The organism is Vibrio sp. GJ43-1 (assembly GCF_055808835.1).
On record NZ_CM147884.1, the window covers coordinates 777053 to 800546 of the forward strand.

11 protein-coding genes and 9 pseudogenes are annotated in these 23494 nt (G+C 45.2%); 12 read left to right on the top strand and 8 right to left on the bottom strand.

Annotated features, from left to right (window positions below):
- Window positions 1-54 precede the first annotated feature (54 nt).
- From ribF to ispH, 5 genes and pseudogenes are all read left to right on the top strand, one after another.
- A pseudogene (gene ribF / locus AC0L66_RS03710) lies at window positions 55-991 on the top strand (bifunctional riboflavin kinase/FAD synthetase).
- Window positions 992-1053: 62 nt separating this feature from the next.
- Window positions 1054-3896 (top strand): annotated as a pseudogene (gene ileS, locus AC0L66_RS03715) (isoleucine--tRNA ligase).
- Window positions 3897-3904: 8 nt separating this feature from the next.
- Window positions 3905-4408, top strand: coding sequence for a signal peptidase II (lspA, locus tag AC0L66_RS03720; RefSeq protein WP_473568421.1), 504 nt, complete (start codon window positions 3905-3907; stop codon window positions 4406-4408).
- A 133-nt stretch (window positions 4409-4541) separates the two neighbouring features.
- Window positions 4542-4973 carry an FKBP-type peptidyl-prolyl cis-trans isomerase gene (fkpB, locus tag AC0L66_RS03725; protein WP_265676400.1) on the top strand — a complete coding sequence of 144 codons (432 nt, stop codon included), beginning with the start codon at window positions 4542-4544 and terminating at the stop codon, window positions 4971-4973.
- Between the two features lie 51 nt (window positions 4974-5024).
- Window positions 5025-5981: a 4-hydroxy-3-methylbut-2-enyl diphosphate reductase gene (gene ispH, locus AC0L66_RS03730; RefSeq protein WP_265676399.1), complete on the top strand. Its 957-nt coding sequence runs from the start codon at window positions 5025-5027 to the stop codon at window positions 5979-5981.
- A 165-nt stretch (window positions 5982-6146) separates the two neighbouring features.
- Here the strand turns inward: ispH and AC0L66_RS03735 are convergent, their stop codons facing one another.
- Entirely contained in the window at window positions 6147-7631 is a 1485-nt protein-coding gene (locus AC0L66_RS03735) for a carbon starvation CstA family protein (protein WP_265676398.1), read from the bottom strand.
- A 277-nt stretch (window positions 7632-7908) separates the two neighbouring features.
- Between AC0L66_RS03735 and AC0L66_RS03740 the strand changes: the two are divergent.
- A pseudogene (locus AC0L66_RS03740) lies at window positions 7909-8251 on the top strand (DUF2799 domain-containing protein).
- Window positions 8252-8349: 98 nt separating this feature from the next.
- Here the strand turns inward: AC0L66_RS03740 and murQ are convergent.
- Window positions 8350-9301, bottom strand: a pseudogene (gene murQ, locus AC0L66_RS03745) (N-acetylmuramic acid 6-phosphate etherase).
- 8 nt (window positions 9302-9309) lie between these two features.
- Window positions 9310-10430: pseudogene (locus AC0L66_RS03750) on the bottom strand (anhydro-N-acetylmuramic acid kinase).
- 128 nt (window positions 10431-10558) lie between these two features.
- Here AC0L66_RS03750 and nagZ point away from each other — a divergent pair.
- A complete protein-coding gene (gene nagZ / locus AC0L66_RS03755; protein ID WP_473568423.1) occupies window positions 10559-11545 on the top strand; it encodes a beta-N-acetylhexosaminidase in 987 nt (328 codons plus the stop codon).
- A gap of 98 nt (window positions 11546-11643) precedes the next feature.
- On the opposite strand, the pseudogene btsR reads toward nagZ, so the two are convergent.
- Window positions 11644-12370, bottom strand: a pseudogene (gene btsR / locus AC0L66_RS03760) (two-component system response regulator BtsR).
- A gap of 380 nt (window positions 12371-12750) precedes the next feature.
- A pseudogene (locus AC0L66_RS03765) lies at window positions 12751-14070 on the bottom strand (LytS/YhcK type 5TM receptor domain-containing protein); the annotation flags it as partial.
- A gap of 259 nt (window positions 14071-14329) precedes the next feature.
- On the opposite strand from AC0L66_RS03765, the gene AC0L66_RS03770 reads away from it, so the two are divergent.
- Both AC0L66_RS03770 and tyrA read left to right on the top strand, forming a co-directional pair.
- Complete coding sequence (locus AC0L66_RS03770) at window positions 14330-15403, top strand: 3-deoxy-7-phosphoheptulonate synthase (protein WP_265676391.1); 1074 nt, start codon at window positions 14330-14332, stop codon at window positions 15401-15403.
- 8 nt (window positions 15404-15411) lie between these two features.
- On the top strand, window positions 15412-16539 hold the full coding sequence (gene tyrA / locus AC0L66_RS03775) for a bifunctional chorismate mutase/prephenate dehydrogenase (RefSeq protein ID WP_265676390.1): 1128 nt from the start codon (window positions 15412-15414) through the stop codon (window positions 16537-16539).
- A gap of 91 nt (window positions 16540-16630) precedes the next feature.
- On the opposite strand, the pseudogene AC0L66_RS03780 reads toward tyrA, so the two are convergent.
- Window positions 16631-17637, bottom strand: a pseudogene (locus AC0L66_RS03780) (M23 family metallopeptidase).
- Between the two features lie 148 nt (window positions 17638-17785).
- Window positions 17786-19453 (bottom strand): energy-dependent translational throttle protein EttA, encoded by a 1668-nt coding sequence (ettA, locus tag AC0L66_RS03785; RefSeq protein WP_265676388.1) that lies wholly within the window; start codon window positions 19451-19453, stop codon window positions 17786-17788.
- Window positions 19454-19757: 304 nt separating this feature from the next.
- Between ettA and AC0L66_RS03790 the strand changes: the two genes are divergently transcribed.
- Window positions 19758-21701 carry a transglycosylase SLT domain-containing protein gene (locus AC0L66_RS03790; protein ID WP_473568425.1) on the top strand — a complete coding sequence of 648 codons (1944 nt, stop codon included), beginning with the start codon at window positions 19758-19760 and terminating at the stop codon, window positions 21699-21701.
- Window positions 21702-21772: 71 nt separating this feature from the next.
- Window positions 21773-22039, top strand: a complete 267-nt coding sequence (gene trpR / locus AC0L66_RS03795; protein WP_473568427.1) for a trp operon repressor — start codon at window positions 21773-21775, stop codon at window positions 22037-22039.
- 48 nt (window positions 22040-22087) lie between these two features.
- Here trpR and yjjX read toward each other — a convergent pair.
- A pseudogene (gene yjjX, locus AC0L66_RS03800) lies at window positions 22088-22620 on the bottom strand (inosine/xanthosine triphosphatase).
- 185 nt (window positions 22621-22805) lie between these two features.
- On the opposite strand from yjjX, the gene AC0L66_RS03805 reads away from it, so the two are divergent.
- Entirely contained in the window at window positions 22806-23465 is a 660-nt protein-coding gene (locus AC0L66_RS03805) for a YiaD family glycine zipper/OmpA-like lipoprotein (protein WP_265676379.1), read from the top strand.
- Window positions 23466-23494 lie beyond the last annotated feature (29 nt).

Consider the following 23494-nt stretch of genomic DNA (forward strand, 5'->3'; position numbering starts at 1 on the left):
ATCCGTCGGTTTCACACTGCTATTATTAACTTCAACAGGTGGTTTAGTCGTTTCATGGAACTTATTCGAGGCATCCACAACCTAAAAGGTCAACATCATGGCTGTGTGTTGACGATTGGTAATTTCGATGGTGTACATTTAGGTCACCAACGTGTGCTCGAACAGGTAAAGGAGAAAGCTCAGCTTTTGAATTTGCCTTCTGTTGTAATGACATTTGAACCACAACCGATGGAGTTATTTGCCAAAGATAAAGCACATGGCGCGGTTAACACGCTTACGTGATAAATTTGAACTGCTTGAGCAAATGGATATAGATCGTTTGCTTTGTGTTAACTTCAATCGTCACTTTGCGGATTTGTCACCAGAATCATTCGTACGTGATTTATTGGTGGATAAGCTCGGTGTTAAGTATTTGGTAATTGGTGATGATTTTCGGTTTGGTAAAGGCCGACTAGGTAACTTTGACATGCTTAAGCAAGCTGGAGAACAGTTTGGCTTTGAGGTCGTCAATACACATAGTTTTCGTGTCGGTGAGGCGCGAGTAAGCAGTACGGCGATTCGTCACGCATTAGCGAATGATGAGCTTGATGCGAGTGCAAAAATGTTGGGGCGGCACTATACCTTATCGGGTCGTGTTGCTCATGGTCAAAAATTAGCACGTGACTTTGGGTTTCCAACGGCTAATGTTTCTTTGAAGCGCCATGTTTCACCCGTAAGTGGTGTCTATGCCGTGCAGGTGATGGGGGTAGACTCTACACCGCGAGGTGGCATAGCTAACATCGGGAATAAACCAACCGTCAATGGTACTAAGCAAGATTTAGAAGTGCATGTGTTTGACTTTGATGGCGATCTTTACGGAAAGCAAATTGAAGTCGCATTGCTTCATAAGATACGTAATGAGAAGAAATTTGGCTCATTGCAGCTGTTAAAACAGCAAATAGAATTGGATGCTGAAGTCGCAAGGGTGTGGCTACTTCAGTGTATGGGTTAGTGGAAGATTCCACCGCTAACATAATGTCTAACTGTCGCCCAATACAACGGAATTAAGAATCGATGAGTGAGTATAAAGATACCCTGAACCTACCTGAAACAGGGTTTCCTATGCGCGGTAATTTGGCTAATCGTGAGCCAGAGATGCTGAAGCGTTGGTATAAAGAAGATCTTTACGGTGAAATCCGTAAGGCTAAGAAAGGCAAAAAGTCATTTGTTTTACATGATGGCCCTCCATACGCGAACGGCGATATTCATATCGGCCACGCACTGAACAAGATTCTTAAAGACATTATTATTAAATCGAAAACCCTTTCTGGTTTTGATGCGCCTTACATTCCGGGGTGGGATTGTCATGGTCTTCCTATCGAATTGATGGTAGAGAAGAAAAAAGGCAAGCCTGGTCAGAAAATTTCAGCGTCTGAATTTCGCGAAGAATGCCGCAAGTATGCTGCAGGACAGGTTGAAGGTCAGAAAGAGAGCTTTAAGCGTCTGGGTATCATGGGCGAGTGGGATAAACCTTACCGCACGATGGACTTTGGCACCGAAGCGAACATCATTCGTGCGTTAGGCAAAATTGCCGACAACGGTCACTTGTTGAAAGGCTTTAAGCCCGTTCACTGGTGTACGGATTGTGGTTCAGCACTGGCTGAAGCAGAAGTTGAGTATAAAGATAAAGTTTCTCCGTCGATTGATGTGAAATTTACCGCTGCTGATGAAGCTGCTGTGCTTGATAAATTTACTTTAGCGGAAGGCCATGCTGGTCAAGGTGAGTTGTCGATTGTTATTTGGACAACGACGCCATGGACGCTGTTGAGCTAACCGTGCGGTTTGTTTACGCGACGATTTAGAGTATGTATTGGTTCAAGTTGAAGCCAAAGGTGAACAACAAGAACAACGTATCATCGTGGCATCTGAACTTGCGAAAGATGTAATGGATCGTGCGGGTATTGAGCACTTCCACAACCTTGGCTTTGCTAAAGGTGAAGATCTTGAATTAGCGCAGTTTAATCACCCGTTTTACGACTTTACGGTTCCTGCAATTCTTGGTGAACACGTAACGACAGATTCTGGTACTGGTGTCGTTCATACGGCACCGGGTCACGGCCAAGAAGACTTTGTTGTGGGTAAAAAATACGGTTTAGAAGTGGCGAACCCTGTTGGCTCTAACGGTGTGTATTTGCCTGATACAGAGCTCTTTGCGGGTCAGCATGTCTTTAAAGCGAACGACTCTGTGTTGGAAGTACTAAAAGAGAAAGGCGCGTTATTGCATCATCACGCGTATGAGCACAGCTACCCGCATTGTTGGAGACATAAAACACCAATCATCTTCCGTGCAACACCACAGTGGTTCATTTCAATGGATCAAAGTAGGTCTGCGTGCTAAAGCACTAGAGTCGATTAAGAATGTTGAGTGGATGCCTGAATGGGGTCAAAGCCGTATTGAAGGTATGATTGAAGGTCGCCCTGAGTGGTGTATCTCTCGTCAGCGTACTTGGGGTGTGCCAATTGCTCTGTTTGTTCACAAAGAAACTGCAGAACTACACCCGGAGAGCCCAGCTCTTATCGAGAAAGTGGCTAAATTAGTTGAAGAAAAAGGCATTCAAGCGTGGTGGGATGTTGATCCTGCAGAGCTGATGAGTGCTGAAGACGCTGATAAATACGAAAAAGTATTGGATACGCTAGACGTATGGTTTGACTCAGGCGTGACGCACTACTCGGTAGTGGATTCTCGCGAAGAGTACAACGGTCACAGTGCCGATCTTTACCTAGAAGGTTCAGATCAACACCGTGGTTGGTTCCAGTCTTCATTAATTTCATCCATTGCGATGAAAGACGAAGCACCTTACAAAGAAGTGCTAACGCACGGCTTCGTTGTTGATGGTAATGGACGTAAGATGTCTAAATCCATCGGTAACGTTGTGGCACCGAAAGATGTCACTAACAAGCTTGGTGCTGATATCCTTCGCTTATGGGTTGCTTCAACGGACTACACTGGTGAAGTCGCGGTTTCTGATGAAATCCTTAAGCGCTCTGCGGATGCGTACCGTCGTATTCGTAACACAGCACGTTTCTTCCTGGCTAACCTAAACGGCTTCAACCCTGAGACCGACTTGGTGCCTGCTGAAGAAATGGTGGCGTTGGATCGCTGGGCTGTGGGTCGTGCATTTGCGGCGCAAGAAGAGATTGTTAAAGCTTACGGTGAATACAACACTCACGGTGTGACTCAACGTCTTATGCAGTTCTGCTCCATCGAAATGGGTTCTTTCTACCTGGATGTGATTAAAGATCGCCAATACACAGCAAAGCAGGGCGGTCACGCTCAACGCAGCTGTCAAAGTGCGCTTTACTACATTGTTGAAGCGCTTGTTCGTTGGATGGCGCCAATCATGTCATTTACTGCAGATGAAATCTGGAACGAAATGCCAGGCGCTCGTGATAAATTTGTATTCACTGGCGAGTGGTATGAAGGTCTGTTTGACCTTGCTGAAGGTGAAGAGCTGAACAATGAGTTTTGGACTCAAATTCAAGCGGTTCGTGGCAGTGTGAACAAGCTGTTAGAAGACGCTCGTAAAGAGAAAACGATTGGTGGTTCACTGCAAGCAGAAGTGACTATTTTTGCTGATGATGCTTTAGCAACGACGATCAACAAGCTAGAAGATGAGCTACGATTTGTTCTTCTGACGTCGAAAGCGCAAGTGAAGCCGTTGAGTGAAAAATCACAGGCAGCACACAGTACAGATGTTGAAGGTTTGTTCGTTGAAGTCGCGGCGACGGAAGCTAAGAAATGTGATCGTTGCTGGCACCACACGCCTGATGTTGGCACCATTGCTGGTCATGAAGAAATTTGTGGTCGTTGTGTGACTAACGTAGAAGGTGAAGGCGAAGTTCGTAAGTTCGCCTAAACGATATAATGACAGAGCAGACGTTTTCATTAAAACAATCTGGAGTCCGCTGGCTATGGCTAGCGGCACTCATCTTCGTTGCTGATATTGCTATCAAGTTAGTTGTGATGGACAGTATGGGGTATGGATGGGCAAATCGTATTGAGATATTGCCATTTTTCAACCTCTTATATGTTCATAACTACGGCGCTGCATTTAGCTTTTTAAGTGACCAAGCAGGTTGGCAGCGCTGGTTCTTTACTGGCATCGCTTTTGTTGTGACAGGAATGCTGACCTACTGGATGAGCAAACTACAGGCAACGGAAAAGTGGAACAACATTGCTTACGCCATGATTATTGGCGGCGCTGTTGGCAACGTATTTGACCGCGTAGTACATGGTTATGTCGTAGATTACCTAGATTTTTACTGGGGAACGTACCACTGGCCAGCTTTTAACCTGGCTGATATGACCATTTGTATTGGTGCGGGCCTGATTATTCTCGACAGTTTCCGCAAAAAACAGCCGAGTTAGTGACATAATTTGAATAACCTTAAGCGCTGTACGTTGATTCGTACGGCGCTTTTTTATATAACAGCGTTTGATAACAGTAATTTTGAAAGTAAGTCGTTTGATAGTAAGCGCTTGATTACAAGGAAGCCGTAACGTGACAACAATAAAGCAAGATAGCGCAGTAACGCTGCATTTCACCATTAAACTTAAAGATGGCTCCGTCGCAGATAGCACTCATAACATGGGTAAGCCCGCGAAGCTTGTGATTGGTGATGGTAGCTTGAGTGAAAATTTTGAGCAGTGTTTGATTGGAATGGCTGAAACAGATCAGCAAGCGATAGAGCTAAAAGCCGAAGACGCGTTTGGTCTGCCAAATCCAGATAACATCCACCATATGGATCGAGCTAAGTTTGTGGGTGACTCTGAGGTTGAAGTCGGTACAATAATGGCCTTTTCTGGTCCTGATGGGATGGAGATCCCTGGCATTATTACTGACATTGCTGGTGACTCTGTGACGGTGGATTTTAATCATCCGCTTGCAGGACAAGATGTAACATTTGAAGTCGAGATTCTCACTGTAGAATAACGTTTCGTCGCCCTGTTTTTTAAAAAAATAAGCAAAAATCGGTGTGTACTGATGAGTAATAACATGAAAATTAAATTAGCAAATCCACGCGGCTTTTGTGCTGGGGTCGATAGAGCAATTAGTATCGTAGAGCGCGCGCTTGAGCTATATCAGCCACCGATTTATGTTCGCCATGAAGTGGTTCATAACCGTTTTGTTGTTGAAGGTCTTAAGCAACGTGGAGCCGTGTTTGTCGAGGAGTTAGCGGAAGTACCTGATGACAATATCGTTATTTTTTCGGCACATGGCGTTTCGCAGGCTGTTCGTAAAGAAGCGAAAGAGCGTGAGCTCACGGTCTTTGACGCGACCTGCCCGTTGGTGACAAAAGTACATATGGAAGTAGCTCGTGCGAGCCGTAAGAATATGGAAGTGGTGCTTATTGGTCATGCCGGGCACCCGGAAGTTGAAGGGACGATGGGGCAGTATGCCAGCAGCACAGGCGGTATGTATTTAGTTGAGCGCCCAGCGGATGTTGATTTATTGCAAGTCAATGATCCAAGTAACTTGCACTATGTGAGTCAAACTACGCTGTCTGTTGATGAAACCGCCGATGTGATTGAGCGCCTGCGAGAAGTCTTCCCAGAGATCCAAGGACCACGTAAAGATGATATCTGTTATGCCACTCAAAACCGTCAAGATGCGGTACGTGAATTAGCTGAAGCGGTGGATGTGATGGTTGTTGTGGGCTCAACGAATTCATCTAACTCGACTCGCTTAAAAGAGCTAGCGGAAAAGTTAGGCACTCCAGCTTATTTGACCGATACCGCAGACCTTATTGAAGCTGAATGGTTTGAAGGCAAGGCAATTGTTGGCGTGACAGCTGGAGCTTCGGCGCCGGAAGAGCTGGTCAATCAAATTATCGATCGTATTCGAGATTTAGGGGCGAGCGATGTTGAAGAGGTCTTGGGTCGTGAAGAGAACATGTTCTTTGAAGTGCCAAGAGAGTTGCAGATTAAGCAAATCGATTAACATCAAGTTTTGAATACGTTGAACGGGCCCCAACTGTACTACAGTTGGGGTTTTTTTATTACTGGTGGTATAGAAATGCAATCACGGGGTATCGCATACAAAAAATCCGAGCCCATAAACTGGACTCGGATTGAATAGCGTCTTTAGGGGGAAGCGCTATAAGGCTTAGGCTGTTTCAGCTTTACCTTGTGGTTTTTCTTCTTCCTCAGCTTCAATATCGCCTTTTCCTTTCGACTTCTTAATCACGTATGCAGTGATAGAAAGTGAACCTACGATACCAAGGATGGTGGATAGCTGCATTGGTAGTCCAAAGCCTAGCGTGCTGTTATTCAGGATGAAAGTGATAACAACCGTTGTCATAAACATGGCTGGAACCGTCGTTACCCAGTGCAGTTTGTTGTGACGTAGCAAGTAAGCGGAAGCCGTCCACAGCATCATTACCGCTGTTGTTTGGTTAGCAAAGCCGAAGTAGCGCCAGATTATACCGAAGTCCACTTGAGTCAAGATGCCGCCGATAACAAATAATGGCAGTGCCATGAGCAGGCGGTTACGCAGCGTCTTCTGTTCCATGTTGAAGTATTCAGCAAGGATAAGACGGCTAGAGCGGAAAGCGGTATCACCAGAGGTAATCGGTAAGATAACCACACCTAGGAAGGCTAGGATGCCGCCAAACACACCGAGTAGGCCAAATGAAGCGCTGTAGACAACATTACCTGGGCCGCCATTTTTCACGGCTTCTGCTAATGAATCGACTGAACCAAAGAACGACAACGCAAGTGCACACCAGATAAGTGCGATAATACCTTCACCAATCATCGCTCCGTAGAAAACAAAGCGGCCGTTCTTCTCATTTTCCATACAGCGAGCCATTAATGGAGACTGCGTTGCGTGGAAGCCTGAAATAGCACCACAAGCAATAGTGATGAATAGCGCAGGCCATAATGGCAAGTCATTCGGATTCATATTGCTAAACATGTCGCTGATTTCAAAGTTGCCCATGACTGTGTGCTCACTGGACATCGCTACGGCAGTAATTAGACCGACAGACATAAAGATAAGCAGAGCGCCAAACAGTGGGTAGAAGCGACCAATGATTTTATCAACAGGAACAATGGTTGCGATGATGTAATAAGCAAAAATGGCGATAACCATGGTCGTCATGCTCATTGACATATCAAATTGGTCATTGACCAAGTTGGTGATCATGCCAGCAGGGGCTGAGACAAACACGACACCGACGAGCAATAGCAGGACAATGGCAAAAATGTTCATAAAATGTTTGGCGCCATTGCCTAGGTATCGACCTGTGATAGTGGGTACGGAAGCGCCGCCGTTGCGAATAGACAGCATGCCAGAGAAGTAATCATGCACTGCGCCAGCAAAGATACAGCCAAGTACAATCCAAAGCATCGCAGCAGGACCATAGAGCGCACCCATAATTGGACCAAATATTGGACCCACACCTGCAATGTTGAGAAGTTGAACTAAGTATACTTTCTTTGTCGACATTGGAACGTAGTCGACGCCGTCAGCTTTGGTATGTGCCGGAGTTTGACGCTTTTCGTTAATGCCAAACACTTTCTCGATAAAAGCGCCGTAAAGAAAATAACCGCCAATCAGTGCGGCAACGCAGGTTAAGAACCACAACATAGTTTGTTATCCTTTGTTTGTAATTGTATTAAAATCTATAGGGGATGATAACGTGACTTGATGGACGGGGTTGGTTGTTATTCGGTGAGTGGTGTAATAGCTGATTAAGTGGTCAATAGCTAGGTTAAGTGGTTTTATGACGGCTTAAGAGGTCGAAATAATAGGGTGAGCGGTCGTAGAGAAGCGTGAGTTGCATCACTAAAGCTTGTCAACAGTGGCTTTCTTAAAGGAATACTGGCATTGTGTCAGCATTCATATGTGATACAAAAGGATGACGATGAAAGCCATTATTACTGTACTTGCTGGGTTATTATTATTTGGGTGCGCCAATGGTATTGAAGAGCTCGCCAAGCAGGGAAGCTGGAATAAAATAGGGTATCAAGATGGTGTCAGAGGGCAACTACCTCGCACGTACTCTGCGTTACAAGAGCTAGGCCCTGCGAACCATGCCGAATATGAACGTGGCTATCAAATCGGTGTCATTGAGTTTTGTGATGCGGATTTTGCTTATCAGATTGGTCTTTCTGGGCAGTATTATCTCAGGCGCTTGTGAAGGGCTTCCCGACGCACAGCGCTTTCGCATGGAATGGCAGCGCGGTTGGAGCGAGTACTCGAATTAAGCCTCAATTTGAAAGAGTAATGGGACCTAATGGTCCCATTACTCTTTCAGCGGTAGGTTGTTTTTTAGCGCATAATCTGGCTTGAGGCCGGGCGCTTATCAGTCTTGAGAAGTCTTCGTGTTGGAAGTATTTGTATTGGCGTTGACGGCCTTTCGTAAGAAGCCTTCTTTTTCCATTAACTGCTGTTGTGCGTCTTGTTTGTTCAGCCCTGTTAGGAGCATTAAGATGGTAAGTTTAACATTGTGATCGGTGTCCTTTAATGCTTGCTTGGCAGCGTGTTCAGTACAATCTGTCGCTTGCATGACGATACGAGCAGCACGGGCGATTAATTTCGCATTGGTGGCTTTCACGTCCACCATAAGATTTTCATAGCTTTTACCAAGACGGATCATACTGGCTGTCGTTAACATATTTAGCACCAGCTTTTGTGCTGTTCCAGACTTTAGTCTTGTCGAAGTACGGTTAGCGCTTCAGGTCCCACAACCGGGCTAATAGCAATAGAGGCGATAGTCGCCAATGTCGAATCTGGGTTACAACATAGTGAGACAGTTGCTGCTCAATCTCATTGGCATACTCGAGTGCACCAATCACATAAGGGGTTCGTCCGCTAGCCGCAATACCGACAACGACATCATTAGCCGTCAGCGTGATATTAATAAGATCGCGTTGTCCCAACATAGGATCATCTTCCGCGCCTTCTTTTGCTTTAAACATGGCATCATTGCCGCCCGCGATAATACCAACAACCATATCCGGTGACGTCCCGAAAGTCGGTGGGCATTCAGAGGCGTCAAGCACACCAAGTCGTCCACTGGTATCGGCTCCAATATAAATGAGTCGACCATTATTTTTAAAGGCATGGGTAATGGTGTCTACTGCGCGGGCAATGTCGGGAATGACTTGTTCTACAGCAAGTGGTACGAGACGATCTTGTTGATTGAGGCGTTGAACAATGGCCTGGCTCGATAATAAATCGATATCCATAGTTTCTGAATTTCGCCCTTCAGAGACAAGTTGAGTGAGGGCGTGCAGTAGTGCGTCGTTAGTCATAATGTTTCCTAATTTGCCGAGTAAAGTACGCCAAGAGGGACGGCCTTGCTCGCACCTGTTACTGAAGGCAAGTTGCTGGGGATACTGTGAATGTAGCAATGCGCTAACCATGCAAACGCCATGGATTCCATATAGTCACCACTGATGGCTTCGCTGTCAGTTTTTGCCACGATGCCAATCGGTGAGAAGCTCATTTAAGCGCTGCATGAGGATTGGGTTGTTTGCGCCGCCACCACACACCAGTAATTTCGGCTGTGTGCCCATTTGATACGGAGTTAGCGCATCGACAATCGTTTGTACGGTAAACTCAGTGAGCGTTCTTAGCGTATCATGCTCCGATAAGGGAGAGGTCTGTTGAGCACATTGTCGGTTGAGCCACTCTTGATGAAAGTATTCACGGCCAGTGCTTTTCGGGGCTGGGCGCGATAAGGTATTCGTCGGTCAGGAGTTGTGTCAACCATGGCTGATTCACGTGACCTTTTTTTGCTTCTTTAGCATCAATATCAAAGGCTTTGTTGAAGTGCGTTGCGCACCATGTATCCAGTAAGGTATTACCTGGCCCGGTATCAAACCCGATAACAGAACCATCCGGTTGAAGAATCGACACGTTGGCGATACCGCCAATATTCAGGATCACTTGTGATGAGGCATTGACGCCAAAAAGATAGCGGTGAAACGCAGGAACGAGTGGAGCACCTTGCCCGCCAAGCGCCATATCCCTGCGCCTAAAATCGCCAATAGTATTGATGCCTGTTTTCGCTGCCAATAAGTGGTTATCACCTAATTGAAGGGTAAAAGGTGATGCACCATCGGGTTGATGAAATACGGTTTGACCGTGATTACCGATTGCAGTGATTTGCTCGGGAGAATAGTGAGCTTTGTGCAGCAGTTGCAACGTGGCTTGAGCATACAAGTGTCCCAACTGGTGATCGAGCTCACCAATGGAGCGTAAGTCAGTCTGTTGGCCATGACACATAGCAAGCACGCTCGCCTTTAGATGAGCGGGATAGCTAAGAAAGTGCGTCTCTATCAGAGAGATTTGTTGGCCGTCAATGGAGACTAACGCTACGTCTACACCATCTAAGCTCGTGCCAGACATGACACCAATATAATACTCGGCTTGACTCATCGCGATATACTCCTTGCTATCTGGTGCGAAAACTCAGTCGTTACTTAGCGATAGTCATTGTAAATCAAAAATAAACGGAATAATCTTTTCGCACCCCTATTTGATAATAAAATTGCAGAGGACAACTAATGGGACCGTTATGGCTAGATGTAGAAGGTTTTGAACTGAGCGCGGAAGATCGTGAGGTTTTAGAGCACCCTACGGTTGGAGGTTTGATCCTATTTTCTCGCAATTATCATGACTCAAAGCAGCTCATTGAGTTAAACCGTCAAATACGAGCGGCAGCGAAGAAGCCTATCATTATTGGTGTTGATCAAGAAGGTGGTCGTGTACAGCGTTTTCGAGAAGGCTTTACGCTCTTACCAGCGGCGCAACGTTATGCAGAGCTGGGTGACGAGGCGCTAGCTAAGCAAGCGGGTTGGTTAATGGCGGCGGAGCTTATTGCTCATGACATTGATTTGAGCTTTGCTCCGGTATTGGACCAAGGGCACGCTTGTAAAGCCATTGGTAACCGTGCGTTTGGTGAAGATATTGCGAGTATTATACGCTTTAGTAGTGCATTTATTTCTGGTATGAAACAGGCTGGTATGGCAACAACGGGTAAGCACTTCCCAGGCCATGGGGGAGTGGTTGCTGATTCGCATTTGGAAACGCCATATGACGAGCGAACTGATCTGTTTGAAAAAGATATTTTAATATTCAAACAGCAAATCGAAGCAGGGCTACTTGATGCGATGATGCCAGCCCATGTTGTTTATCCTCATTACGATGAGCACCCTGCGAGTGGTTCGCCTTATTGGCTGAAGACAGTGCTAAAAGAGCAAATGAATTTTAACGGCATTGTTTTTTCTGATGATTTATCTATGGAAGGCGCAGCCATAATGGGTGGCCCTGCCGAGCGAGCACTGCGATCCATGCAAGCTGGGTGCGATATGCTCCTCATGTGTAATAACCGACAATCAGCTGTAGAGGTATTAGATAACTTGCCGATCACAGCGGTACCTAAAGCGCAGGTGATGCTTCGTAAGCAAAATTATCACTTATCGGAACTATTCAAGTCAGAGCAATGGCGACGCGCTAATGATAGGGTCAGACGAGCGCTGAATGCAGAATAATAGTGCAATGAACGCTTGAGATCTTAATAGTATAAGAGCTTGAGCGTTCATGATTTTTGGGGTGTGGTGGCAAATAGATGCGCCCCAAAAAGTGGAAATTATTGAAAACCTAATGTTTCTTTCAGGTTTTTCAGGTAGCGCCGACTTACAGGAACAGAGAAGTCACTATGGGTGATGATTTCTGCCAGCCCATGTTCTAACAGTTTTATCTCTTTTATACTTTTTACGTTAATAAGATATTGACGGTGGCAACGTAATAGCGGTGTTTTTTCTTCGAGTATTTTCAGAGACAGTTGACTATTGGCTTGTTGTGTCGCGGTTTTTACTTGGACGCCCGTAATATCGCTAAACGCGCACTCAACTTCTAAAGTCGGAATTATGACGATTCGGTTGTGTCCGACACAAGGGATCTGATCTAACGTCGCAGGTGACATAGACTGAACGAGATCGTGAGTTTTTTGCTCGTGTTTTAGTAATCGATTAACGGTTTTGTTGAGCCTCGCAGGATCAATAGGTTTAAGCAGGTAATCAAAAGCATTGTCTTCAAACGCTTGTACCGCATATTGATCATAGGCCGTAACGAAGACGACGTTAGGCATGGAGTCAGGATCTAACATTCCTAGTAGTTCTATCGCAGGTAATCTGTGGCATTTGTATGTCTAAAAAGACGACATCAGGCTTTAGGCTATTAATCTTTTTAAGCCCTTCAATAGCATTGCTTGCCTGATCAATCACGTTAATGCCTTCCATATCGGCCAGCAGCTCAACGAGCTCTTCGCGGGCAAAGCACTCATCATCAATTATTAAAGCAGTCATAGTGGTCATGAGGTCACAGTGTTCCTTGTGTGAACGTGATTTTCTTGCGCGGGAATAATAAAGCTCATTCGAGTGTAGGTGTTTTTTTCTACCTCAATTTTTAGCGCTGCGTCACGACCAAATTTGTTGCTTAGCCGTTTATCGACGATTTGCATTCCCAGTCCTTGATGATCGTTTTTGGGTGCACAATAGGTTCCAGCGTCATCTTCAACAATAATGCGATGCCCTGTCACTGATTTCACGCTATAAATTCGTACGCTGCCCCCTTCTATTTTGGTGGAAACACCATGTTTGATAGCATTTTCAACCAATGGTTGCAGTGTGAAACTCGGGACTTTTCGGTCGAGTAGTGACGGTTCGATATCAATATCGACAGTGAGTCTGTCAGTAAATCGAGCTTTCTCGATCGTCAGATAGGCGTTTACATGCGAGAGCTCATCATGCAGTGATACGGTATCGATATTTTGCTTTAGGTTACTGCGGAAAAACTGCGAGAGGTGCTGAATTAGACTGCGCGCTTTGTCTGGGTCACGACGAGTGATGGCGCTAATCGTATTAAGGGCATTAAACAAAAAGTGAGGGTTAACCTGTGCATGCAGCAATTTGATCTCTGATTGGTTAAGTAATGTCTGCTTATGAATATACTCACCATGGAGGATTTGGCTCGACAGCAATTGCGCGATACCTTCAGCCATTGACATGTTTATAGTCGAGAACAGCTTTCGTTTGGGTTCGTACAGCTTAATGGTACCAATGACTTTATTCCCTGCACGAAGGGGGATGATAAGTGCAGAACCAAGTTTACAGTCTTGGGAGATGGAACATTGGTATGTGTTGTCTTTACCATCAAGGTAGATGATGCGATTCTCGGTAATGGAATCCAATGTGCTCTGAGATGAGATAGGTCGGTTGAGCTTATGGTGGTCATCACCGATGCCAACGAAGGCGAGAATTTTATCATTGTCGGTTATTGCGACTGCGCCTACCTTCGTCTCTTCGTAGATAATACGAGCAATCTTACTGGCATTTTCAGAGTTGAAACCATGCACAAGGATACCAACGGAGCGCTCTGCGATGTTTAAAGCGCGTCGAGAAAATGTTGCGGAGTATTCTTCGAAGATGGTTTTACGATCTTGTAGGATACTCATAAAGAGCGCGGCACCGATCGAATTTGCAATAATCATAGGTGCGGCAATGTCGCTAACCAGTGACGCTGCTTGGTCGAAAGGTTTGGCGACAGCGAGAATAATCAACATTTGGATAATTTCGGCGCTAAATGTGACATAGAAAACAACAAGAGGATTAAAAAGCGCTTCTTTTTTTGATTTCTTAATGAAATAGAGATGCACCATTCCGCCAATCAACCCTTCTGCTGTCGTTGAGATTGTACAGGCAAGGTCGGTAAAGCCACCCAAGGTGTAACGGTGTATTCCTCCTGTTAACCCCACCGCAAACCCCACAAGAGGACCACCGAACAACCCACCCATGACGGCCCCGATAGCGCGAGTATTGGCTATTGCATCGTTGATTTGTAAACCAAAATAGGTGCCAAGTATGCAAAATGAAGAGAACAAGATATAGATACTGAGCTTATGGCTTAGGTGGTTCGACAGGCTAAATAGTGGGATGAAAATAGGTGTTTTACTCAGCATGTATGCGAGCATGAGATAAACACACATCTGTTGAAGTAAAGAGAGGATTAAGTCCATCGAAAGTTACCTAGAGTGCAAGTATTGATATTGTATACCGAAATGATGGGAGAGGCGCGACTCTTGTTTTAGTCTGCAAGTGTTGCGGTCTGCTGCCGTAAGAATAATGTTGAACAATGAATGTAAATTTAATTTTACGGCAATTGTTTTTTAATGTTTACACTTGCATGTCGTTTGTATTTTAGTATATTGGTTTTCATTAGCTGGCTGGGTAAAGTGACTGCAAGTCTGGCGTAAATTAATTTGTACAGGTAGAGTTATGAAGAAGAGTGAATTAAGTAATATTAACATTAGCGATGAACAGGTACTGATCACGCCTGAAGCACTAAAAGCGAAGTTACCACTAAGCGAGAAAGCGAGAAAGTTTATTCAAGAGTCGCGAGATGCTATTGCTGATATTATCCACAAGCGTGATCATCGACTATTGGTCGTTTGTGGTCCGTGCTCGATTCATGACATTGACGCCGCTAAAGAATACGCGAAACGTCTCAAAGCGCTCTCTGCTGAGCTCAATGATCAATTGTACATTGTTATGCGCGTGTACTTTGAAAAACCTCGTACCACCGTTGGTTGGAAAGGCCTGATCAATGATCCGCAATTGGATGGTACCTTTGATATTGAACACGGCTTGCATGTTGGGCGTGAACTATTAACGGATCTTGTTGAGATGGATATCCCACTAGCAACGGAAGCGTTAGATCCCATTAGCCCACAGTACCTCGCCGACACATTCTCGTGGGCGGCAATTGGCGCCCGTACTACGGAGTCTCAAACTCACCGCGAAATGGCCAGTGGCCTTTCTATGCCGATTGGTTTTAAAAATGGTACGGATGGCAGTTTGTCCACCGCGATTAATGCGATGCAGGCCGCGTCTTCGAGCCACCGTTTCATGGGAATTAACCGAGAAGGGCAAGTGGCATTGTTGACGACACAAGGGAATGTGGATGGTCACGTTATATTGCGAGGTGGCAAGCAGACGAACTACGATTCAGTTTCCGTTAATGAATGTGAGCAAGAGCTCGCAAAGCACAACTTAGATGCATCATTGATGGTGGATTGCAGTCATGCGAATTCACGTAAAGATTACCGTCGTCAGCCGTTGGTTGCAGAAGACGTCTTACATCAAATACGCGAAGGGAATAAGTCGATTATCGGTCTGATGATAGAGAGTCATTTGAATGAAGGGAATCAAAGCTCAGATATTCCATTAAGTGAAATGCAGTATGGCGTGTCTATCACCGATGCGTGTATCAATTGGGATGCAACTGAGGCACTATTACGTCATGCTCATAAAGAGCTTGTCCCATTCTTGGAAAATCGTATTAAGGAATAATCGTATCCATGTCTGCTGAATTGACCCCGCTTCGTAACAAAATTGATGAAGTTGACAAGAAGATGCTTGAGCTTTTAGCTCAGCGTCTCTCTCTAGTCGAGCAAGTTGGTGAAGTAAAAAGCCAACATGGTTTGCCAATTTATGCCCCAGATCGAGAGGCGGCGATGTTGGCTTCTCGCCGTGCTGAAGCGGAGAAGGTGGGGGTGCCTCCACAACTTATCGAAGATATTCTGCGTCGTACGATGCGAGAATCTTATGCGAGCGAAAAAGACTCTGGCTTTAAATGCTTAAATCCAGATTTACGTTCAGTGGTGATTGTTGGTGGTAACGGTCAGCTAGGTGGACTGTTTGGTAAAATGTTCGCCCTATCTGGTTACCAAGTGAAAATCCTAGGAAGCCAAGATTGGCATCGTGCTGATGAGATTCTTGACGATGCTGGGTTGGTGGTGGTGACGGTACCGATTCACCTGACAGAAGGTGTGATAGAGAAGCTCTCTAGCCTGCCTAAAGACTGCATATTATGTGATTTAACGTCAGTGAAAAAACGTCCACTCAGTACCATGTTGCGAGTGCATCAAGGCCCTGTTGTTGGTTTACACCCGATGTTTGGTCCAGATGTGCCGAGTATGGCGAAGCAGGTGATTGTTTACAGTGATGGTCGTGGTGAAGAACAATACCAGTGGCTACTACAGCAGTTTAAAATCTGGGGAGCCAGCTTGTGCCAGATGGACGCGGATAAGCATGATAATGGCATGACGTTGATCCAAGCTCTCCGCCACTTTACCTCGTTTGCTTACGGTCTACATTTGAGTAAAGAAAATCCAGACTTAGACACCTTAGTGACATTGAGTTCGCCAATTTACCGTCTCGAATTAGCGATGGTAGGTAGGCTCTTTGCACAAGACCCAAACTTGTACGGTGACATTATTCTTTCATCGGAAGAGAATATTGCGATGATTAAGCGTTTCCATCAGCAGTTCGGTGAAGCGTTAACCTTGTTAGATAACAAAGATAAGGCGGGTTTTGTTTCGCAGTTTGAGCAAGTGAGTGCGTGGTTTGGTGATTACTCTCAGCAGTTTATGTCAGAGAGTCAGAATCTACTTAAACAAGCCAATGATGCGATTCATCGAGCTTAATTATTAAAAATATTAACGACATAGAATACATAGAAAAACGCAGCTTACGCTGCGTTTTTTAGTATTTGTGGTTGCGTGAGCTCGCTAGCCTTTAATGCGTATGTGATTCTTCTGATGAAGACTCTTCGTTGCCCGCTGTTTTCATTGAGGCATCGACATAAGGTGCATTGGTTAAGTTAATCTGCAGTTTAACGACACTGGTGATCAAATCGACTAGTGGTGCCCACTGTACTTTTTCTCTTTCTCAAATACATAATCAAAGTTCTCTGGGCTCCAGTCCATTAGGTACTGTGGATTAAGCGTACGGCCTAGAAAGCGAACTTCGTAGTGCAAGTGTGGTCCTGTAGAGTTACCACTATTGCCACATTGCGCGATCACGTCGCCTTTGCGAACAAATTGGCCACTCTTAGCTTTAAATCTATTGAGGTGTGCGTAAGAACTCATAAAACCAAAAGCGTGACGAATAGTCATGTAATTGCCATAGCCTTTACGGCTTGGACGAACCGTTTCCACGACGCCATCGGCAGGGGCTAGGATCTGTTCTCCGGTTTTACAGGTTAGATCAATGCCTGCATGCAATTGTCTTTTTCCGGAGATAGGGTTAGTTCTACGGCCATAAGATGAACTAATTCGCTGATATGTCATCGGGCTGTCATTTGGGATAAGCCTAAACATGGTTGCACGCACGGCTGAATCAATAGCGGCAGCGTCAATGCGCTGTTCCAGTGGCATTTCTGCGTCGTATAACTCTTCATCAACAAGCCCTAGTACTGCTTCTACATCATTGACGCGTTTGCCAAGTAATTGCAGCTCGTCACGCTTCTCTTCGAGCTCTTGAGAAAGGTCATGGGTGGCGTTTACTTGATCTTCAAGCTTTGCTTCTAGTAGGGCGTTTTCTGCTTGCAGGCTAGATACGGTGACTTCTGTTGAGGTCAGCTCGGTCTGTGATTGTTGATACGAATAGCTCACTAAGCCAAAAGCAATGGGAAAAGCAGCAGCTATTAGAATCGCGGTATACGTTCGCTTTCTTCCTAGACGTAGCGTTTTTTGAGTCTTTCCCTGAGTTGTTGGTATAACAACCTTAATTTTATTTGGCATGATGATTTCAGTTTGAACTGTCAGGATTTGATGAATTTATTGATTTTTTCGTAAATTCTGACCAAAAAGGAAGGCAAATCACAAAAAAACAGGCCGCTATTATTAGCGGCCTGACGTTAAAACACAAGTTTATCTCAAATTCGAATGACTATTTTGAGATACGCTTATATTTAATACGGTGTGGTTCTGCAGCTTGTGGACCCAGTGTTTTCTTCAGCCAGTCCATGTATTCGGTATAGTTACCTTCATAGAAGTTCACTTGACCTTCATCACGATAGTCGATGATATGAGTCGCAATACGGTCTAAGAACCAACGGTCGTGCGAGATAACCATGGCACAGCCTGGGAACTCAAGCAGAGCTTCTTCAAGTGCGCGTAGCGTTTCAACATCGAGGTCATTGGTTGGTTCATCGAGTAGCAACATGTTGCCACCAGCTTTAAGCAGTTTTGCTAGGTGAACACGGTTACGCTCACCACCAGACAGTTCACCGATGATCTTTTGTTGATCAGAACCTTTGAAGTTAAAGCGAGAGCAGTAAGCTCGAGCTTGGATTTCAAAGTTATTGATCTTAATGATATCTGAACCTTCGGAGATCTCTTGGAATACCGTGTTCTTGTCATTCATTGAATCACGGAACTGTTCAACTGATGCTAGTTTCACGGTATCGCCAAGCTCAATGGTGCCAGAGTCTGGCTGCTCTGTTCCACTTAGCATTTTGAAGAGTGTTGATTTACCTGCACCGTTGGCACCAATGATACCGACGATTGCCCCTTTAGGGATGCTAAAGGATAAGTCGTCAATCAGTACACGGCCATCGAACGACTTGGTTAGGTTAGTTACATCCAGTACTTTGTCACCAAGACGTTCGCCTGGTGGGATAAAGAGCTCATTGGTTTCGTTACGTTTTTGGTGGTCACCACTTTGCAGTTCTTCGAAGCGAGCCATACGCGCTTTTGATTTCGCTTGGCGGCCTTTAGGGTTTTGACGAACCCATTCAAGTTCTTTTTCAATGGTTTTTTGACGAGCTTTTTCTTGCGACGCTTCTTGTTGAAGACGCGCATCTTTTTGCTCTAGCCAAGACGTATAGTTACCTTCCCAAGGAATACCTTCGCCACGGTCAAGTTCAAGAATCCAACCCGCGGCATTGTCTAGGAAATAACGGTCGTGGGTAATCGCTACGACGGTACCTGTATAGTCAACAAGGAAGCGCTCTAGCCAAGCAACAGACTCTGCGTCCAAGTGGTTGGTTGGTTCGTCGAGAAGGAGCATGTCAGGTTTTTCTAAAAGCAGGCGACAGATGGCCACACGGCGGCGCTCACCACCGGATAGAAACTCTACTTTCGCGTCCCACTCTGGCAAACGCAATGCATCGGCAGCTCGCTCTAATGTATTGTCTAGGTTGTGACCGTCTTTCGCTTGAATGAGGGCTTCAAGTTCACCTTGCTCTTTTGCTAGAGCATCAAAGTCTGCATCCGGTTCGGCGTAGGCGGCGTAGACCGCATCAAGACGTTTCATTGCGTCCGCAACATCCGATACCGCTTCTTCGACGATTTCACGTACCGTTTTTGATTCGTCTAACTTAGGTTCTTGTGGCAGATAGCCCACATTCAGTCCTGGCTGTGGACGAGCTTCACCGTCGATATCGGTATCAAGACCGGCCATGATACGAAGTAAAGTCGATTTACCCGAACCGTTGAGGCCCAAAACACCAATCTTAGCGCCAGGGAAGAAGCTCAAAGAAATGTCTTTAAGTATTTGTCGTTTCGGTGGCACAATTTTGCTCACTCGCGACATGGTATAGACGTATTCAGCCATTACCGATCGTTCCTAATATTCAGTCAATAGAACCTGTATTTTACACCACGCAGTCACTACCTTTCAATTTTCCTTGGCTAGCAACATGAACTCATTTTGGTACTGATGAGTCGAATCGCTCGAAATCTACAGCTATGAAGCAAAAAGAAACAAATTCTTAATGAGAAAGAGATTGGCATAAGCCGAGTAATCGTCTTAAATTGAAGATTAACCGTATCTTATATGCGTGTAGCAAGAGCGGAAAAATAATAACAATAATGTTTGTAGTGGTCGGGTTACCAGCACTTCAAAGGGATAAGGTTAGATGAATAAACAAGGAAATCGTTGCTTGCTATGGACAGCGCTGTTGTCGTGTCTATTAGGGACAAGCCTGGCTCAGGCACAAGGTGAGGACAAATCACGGCTTAAGCAGCGAGAGGTCTACGATAAAGCGCAAGCGCTAATAGATAAAAATGACATCGCTGGCTATCAAGCATTGCGGCCACTAATTGCTGATTATCCATTAACACCCTATATCGATAATCGAGTGTTTTCGTTACAGTTGAAGGATAAGTCGGTCGCTCAGGTCAATACATTTATCGAGAGTAATCAGTCGTTTCCATTTTCTTACCGTATTCGAGCCCCTTACCTGGACAGATTAGCTCAGCAGAAGCGTTGGCGTGAACTACTTGAGTTTCAAACTACGTATCCAAATGGCGAGCGATACCAGTGTCTTTATCATGTTGCTCAGCTAAAGACGGGTAATAAGGAAGCGGCGTACAAAGGCGCGGAGAAGCTGTGGAAGAGTGGTGAGAGTGTCTCTGATGCGTGTGATCCTCTATTTTCAGCATGGAATAAAGCGGGCTTTCGAGCCGATGAACATATCATTGAACGCATGACGTATGCCTACCAGTCACGTAATGGTTCGCTGATCAAATATCTCAATAAACAGCTTAAAACGAGTACTGGAAAATCACAGGGTAAGCAAGTCGCCTCTTTATTTGCCTCTCCTAAAACGGTGACATCGTTCATTAATGAGTCCTTCCCCGCGCCATATAAAGCGCGATTGATTGAAGCCGCCTTTCGTAAACTCGCTCGCTCTGATAGTGAGCAAGCCTATTCTTTATGGCCAAGCCTTGAGTCGAACAGCAACATGTCTGCGGATTCAAAGCAATCTATGGCGGAATATTTGGCGATGCGTTTCATTAATACTGAGTCGCCATCGGAAGCGAAATGGCGTGATTCAGTGCTAGTGAAAAGTGTCAATGACACCAATATCGAACGACGAGCGCGTCTTGCGATTCAGGAGGTAGATTGGCAAGGGCTCTCGGCTTGGATAGCAAGGTTGTCTGAGGCGAAAAAGCAGAGCAGCCGCTGGCAGTATTGGTTGGCGCGTACAGAAATTGCGTTAGGGAACCCATCGGGCGGTGAGCAACGCTTGCAGGGCTTGGTTGGCGAACGGAATTTTTATAGTGCAGCGGCAGCGATCTATTTGCAGCACTCCATCGTGTATCCAATTTCTCAAGTTGTCATCGATATGGAGACGCTTTCGCTATATAAAACAAGCTTGATTCGTATTGGAGAATTAATTGATAGGGATAAGATTGCTGCCGCAAAATCCGAATGGCGCTACTTGCTGTCCCGTGTCTCTAAAGAAGAAAAAACAATGTTGGCAGCTTATGCTGGGCAGCAACGCTGGCATCATTTTACGGTAGTGGCAACGATTTCAGCAAAAATGTGGGATACCATGAACTTACGTTTTCCACTCGCCCATCGCTGGTGGTTTGATTTTTATGCGAAAGAGCTCAATATGGACAGCGTTATGCTGATGTCTTTAGCAAGACAGGAAAGCGCAATGGATGTAGAAGCCCGTTCTCCCGTAGGGGCTCGCGGGGTGATGCAAATCATGCCAGCAACGGCAAAATATACCGCTAAGAAACATAAGATTCCTTATAAAAATAGCCAAGAGCTCTATCGCGTGGGGAAAAATATTCAGATTGGTTCTCACTACTTAAATGAACTATTAGGCAATTATGAGGATAATCGTATCTTTGCTTTTGCCGCTTATAATGCCGGACCAAACCGAGTAAAACGTTGGCGTCAGCGCTCGGATGAACAACTTGATGTGTTTGCCTTTATTGAAACCATTCCATTTAAGGAAACTCGTGGTTATGTCCAAAATATCCTGATGTTTCAAACCTATTATCGAGATCGGCTCGGTGTTAGCGGGGATTTTTTAACGCCGGATGAACTGAATCGTCGATACTAGACGACTAGGCTACCAATGTTTAGGTGCTTAAGGGTAGAATACTCACTGGAACGTTTCTGATGGAAAAGTGAATGGAACCTCAATACCAAGACTGGCAACAAGTGCTGGATTTGATTCAACGAACCGATGGTCCAGAGCAACAGGCGGCATTAATGACCATGCTCCTGACTCCCGACGAAAGAGAAGCTGTGACCGCGAGGGTAAACATTTTATGTGAGCTACTCAAAGGTGAGTTGTCTCAGCGACAGATCAGTCAAATGCTTGGAGTAGGCGTCGCCACAATTACACGTGGCTCCGCTGAAGTAAAACGCTTAAGCGACGCTAAAAAGTGTCACTGAGCGATTTACTGCTCAAATAGTGAAGCGAAACGTCGTTTCCTGAGGTACTTATCCTCCTGAAGTACTTGGGAAGTGGTTTGGATTCATGAAGGGGATCAGGGCAAGAATAAGAGCTTGGTGATAAACGGAACTGCGAGTTAATTGATGATTGGTGAGCAAGGCAATTGCCCCGCCTTTCTGTTTGATATTTTTTGTTCCAAACGTTGAATCCATGACATCTCCCAACTCAATATCTGGCGCAAGCTGTGCGATTACACTTGGTGGTAGCATTAAGCTTGCGCTTCGTATTTTCCTACCTTGCCATTTGATTCGATGACCATCCATGCAAAAGTAGAGTCAGCATCTAATCCTGCTTCAATCCCAACATAAAAATGTCCATCTTCTACCGCATGGCGGGCATTGCTTACTCGATTGCATGCCCCTAATAGTGTCTCGTCGTTATTCATAGGCTGTTCGGAGACGTTACTTGGGACACGAATACCTTGAAAATTGAAAGCTAAGCCTGGAAAAGCAGCGTCGAAAGCACTTTTTACCGCATTGATTTTTGCTGGATTGAGTGACGCGATGACGACTTTTTTCATGATATTGAATTCCATTTTTCTAGTTAACAAACTCAATTCTAACGTAAATTTTCCTTGTTTATGTCATTAATTTATTCCAGCGGGGTTACCCTAAAAGTGAACTCGAAGAGGTTCATTAAAGGAAAATAATAATATATAGTACGTCGTTCTATTTGTTGCGAACGTAATGACAAGAGATAATGGAAATGAAAATTAAAAAAGTAGTGGTAGTGGCTGGTTTAGTGACTTTAGTTGGGTGTCAGGCTACGCAGCGACAAAATGCAACAACAGGAGAATACGAAACAAATTCCGCAACAAAAGGTGCGGTGATCGGTGCTATAGCAGGTACTGCAGTAGGAATTGCCTCTGGTGGCGACAGTCGAGGTATTTTGCTCGGAGCTGCAAGTGGTGCTGCTATTGGGGGTGGTGCGGGGTACTACTTTGACCAACAAGAAAAAGCTTTAAGGCAAGAACTGCTTAACTCCGGCGTTCAAGTCGAGCGAACAGGCGATAATCAACTGATACTTAGGTTGGAAAATGGAATCGGCTTCAATAGCAACTCTTATGCATTGAATAACAGCATAAACAGTACATTAAAAGGTGTTGCTCGAGTGTTAGTCGAATATCCAGATACCAGTCTTGTTATCGATGGGTTTACCGATAGCTCGGGCAATGCACAGTACAATCAAGAGCTCTCAGAGAAGCGAGCTGAGCAAGTGCGCTCGTTTTTGGTTAGCCAAAATGTAGCAGCAGGCCGAGCGGTTGCTCGAGGTAATGGTGAGCGATTCCCAATTTGCTCTAATTCTACTTCTGAAGGGCGAAAGTGTAACCGCCGCGTAGAGATAAAAATCATGCCGTTGAGTTAATATAACGCGATGATAATAAATATAAACAA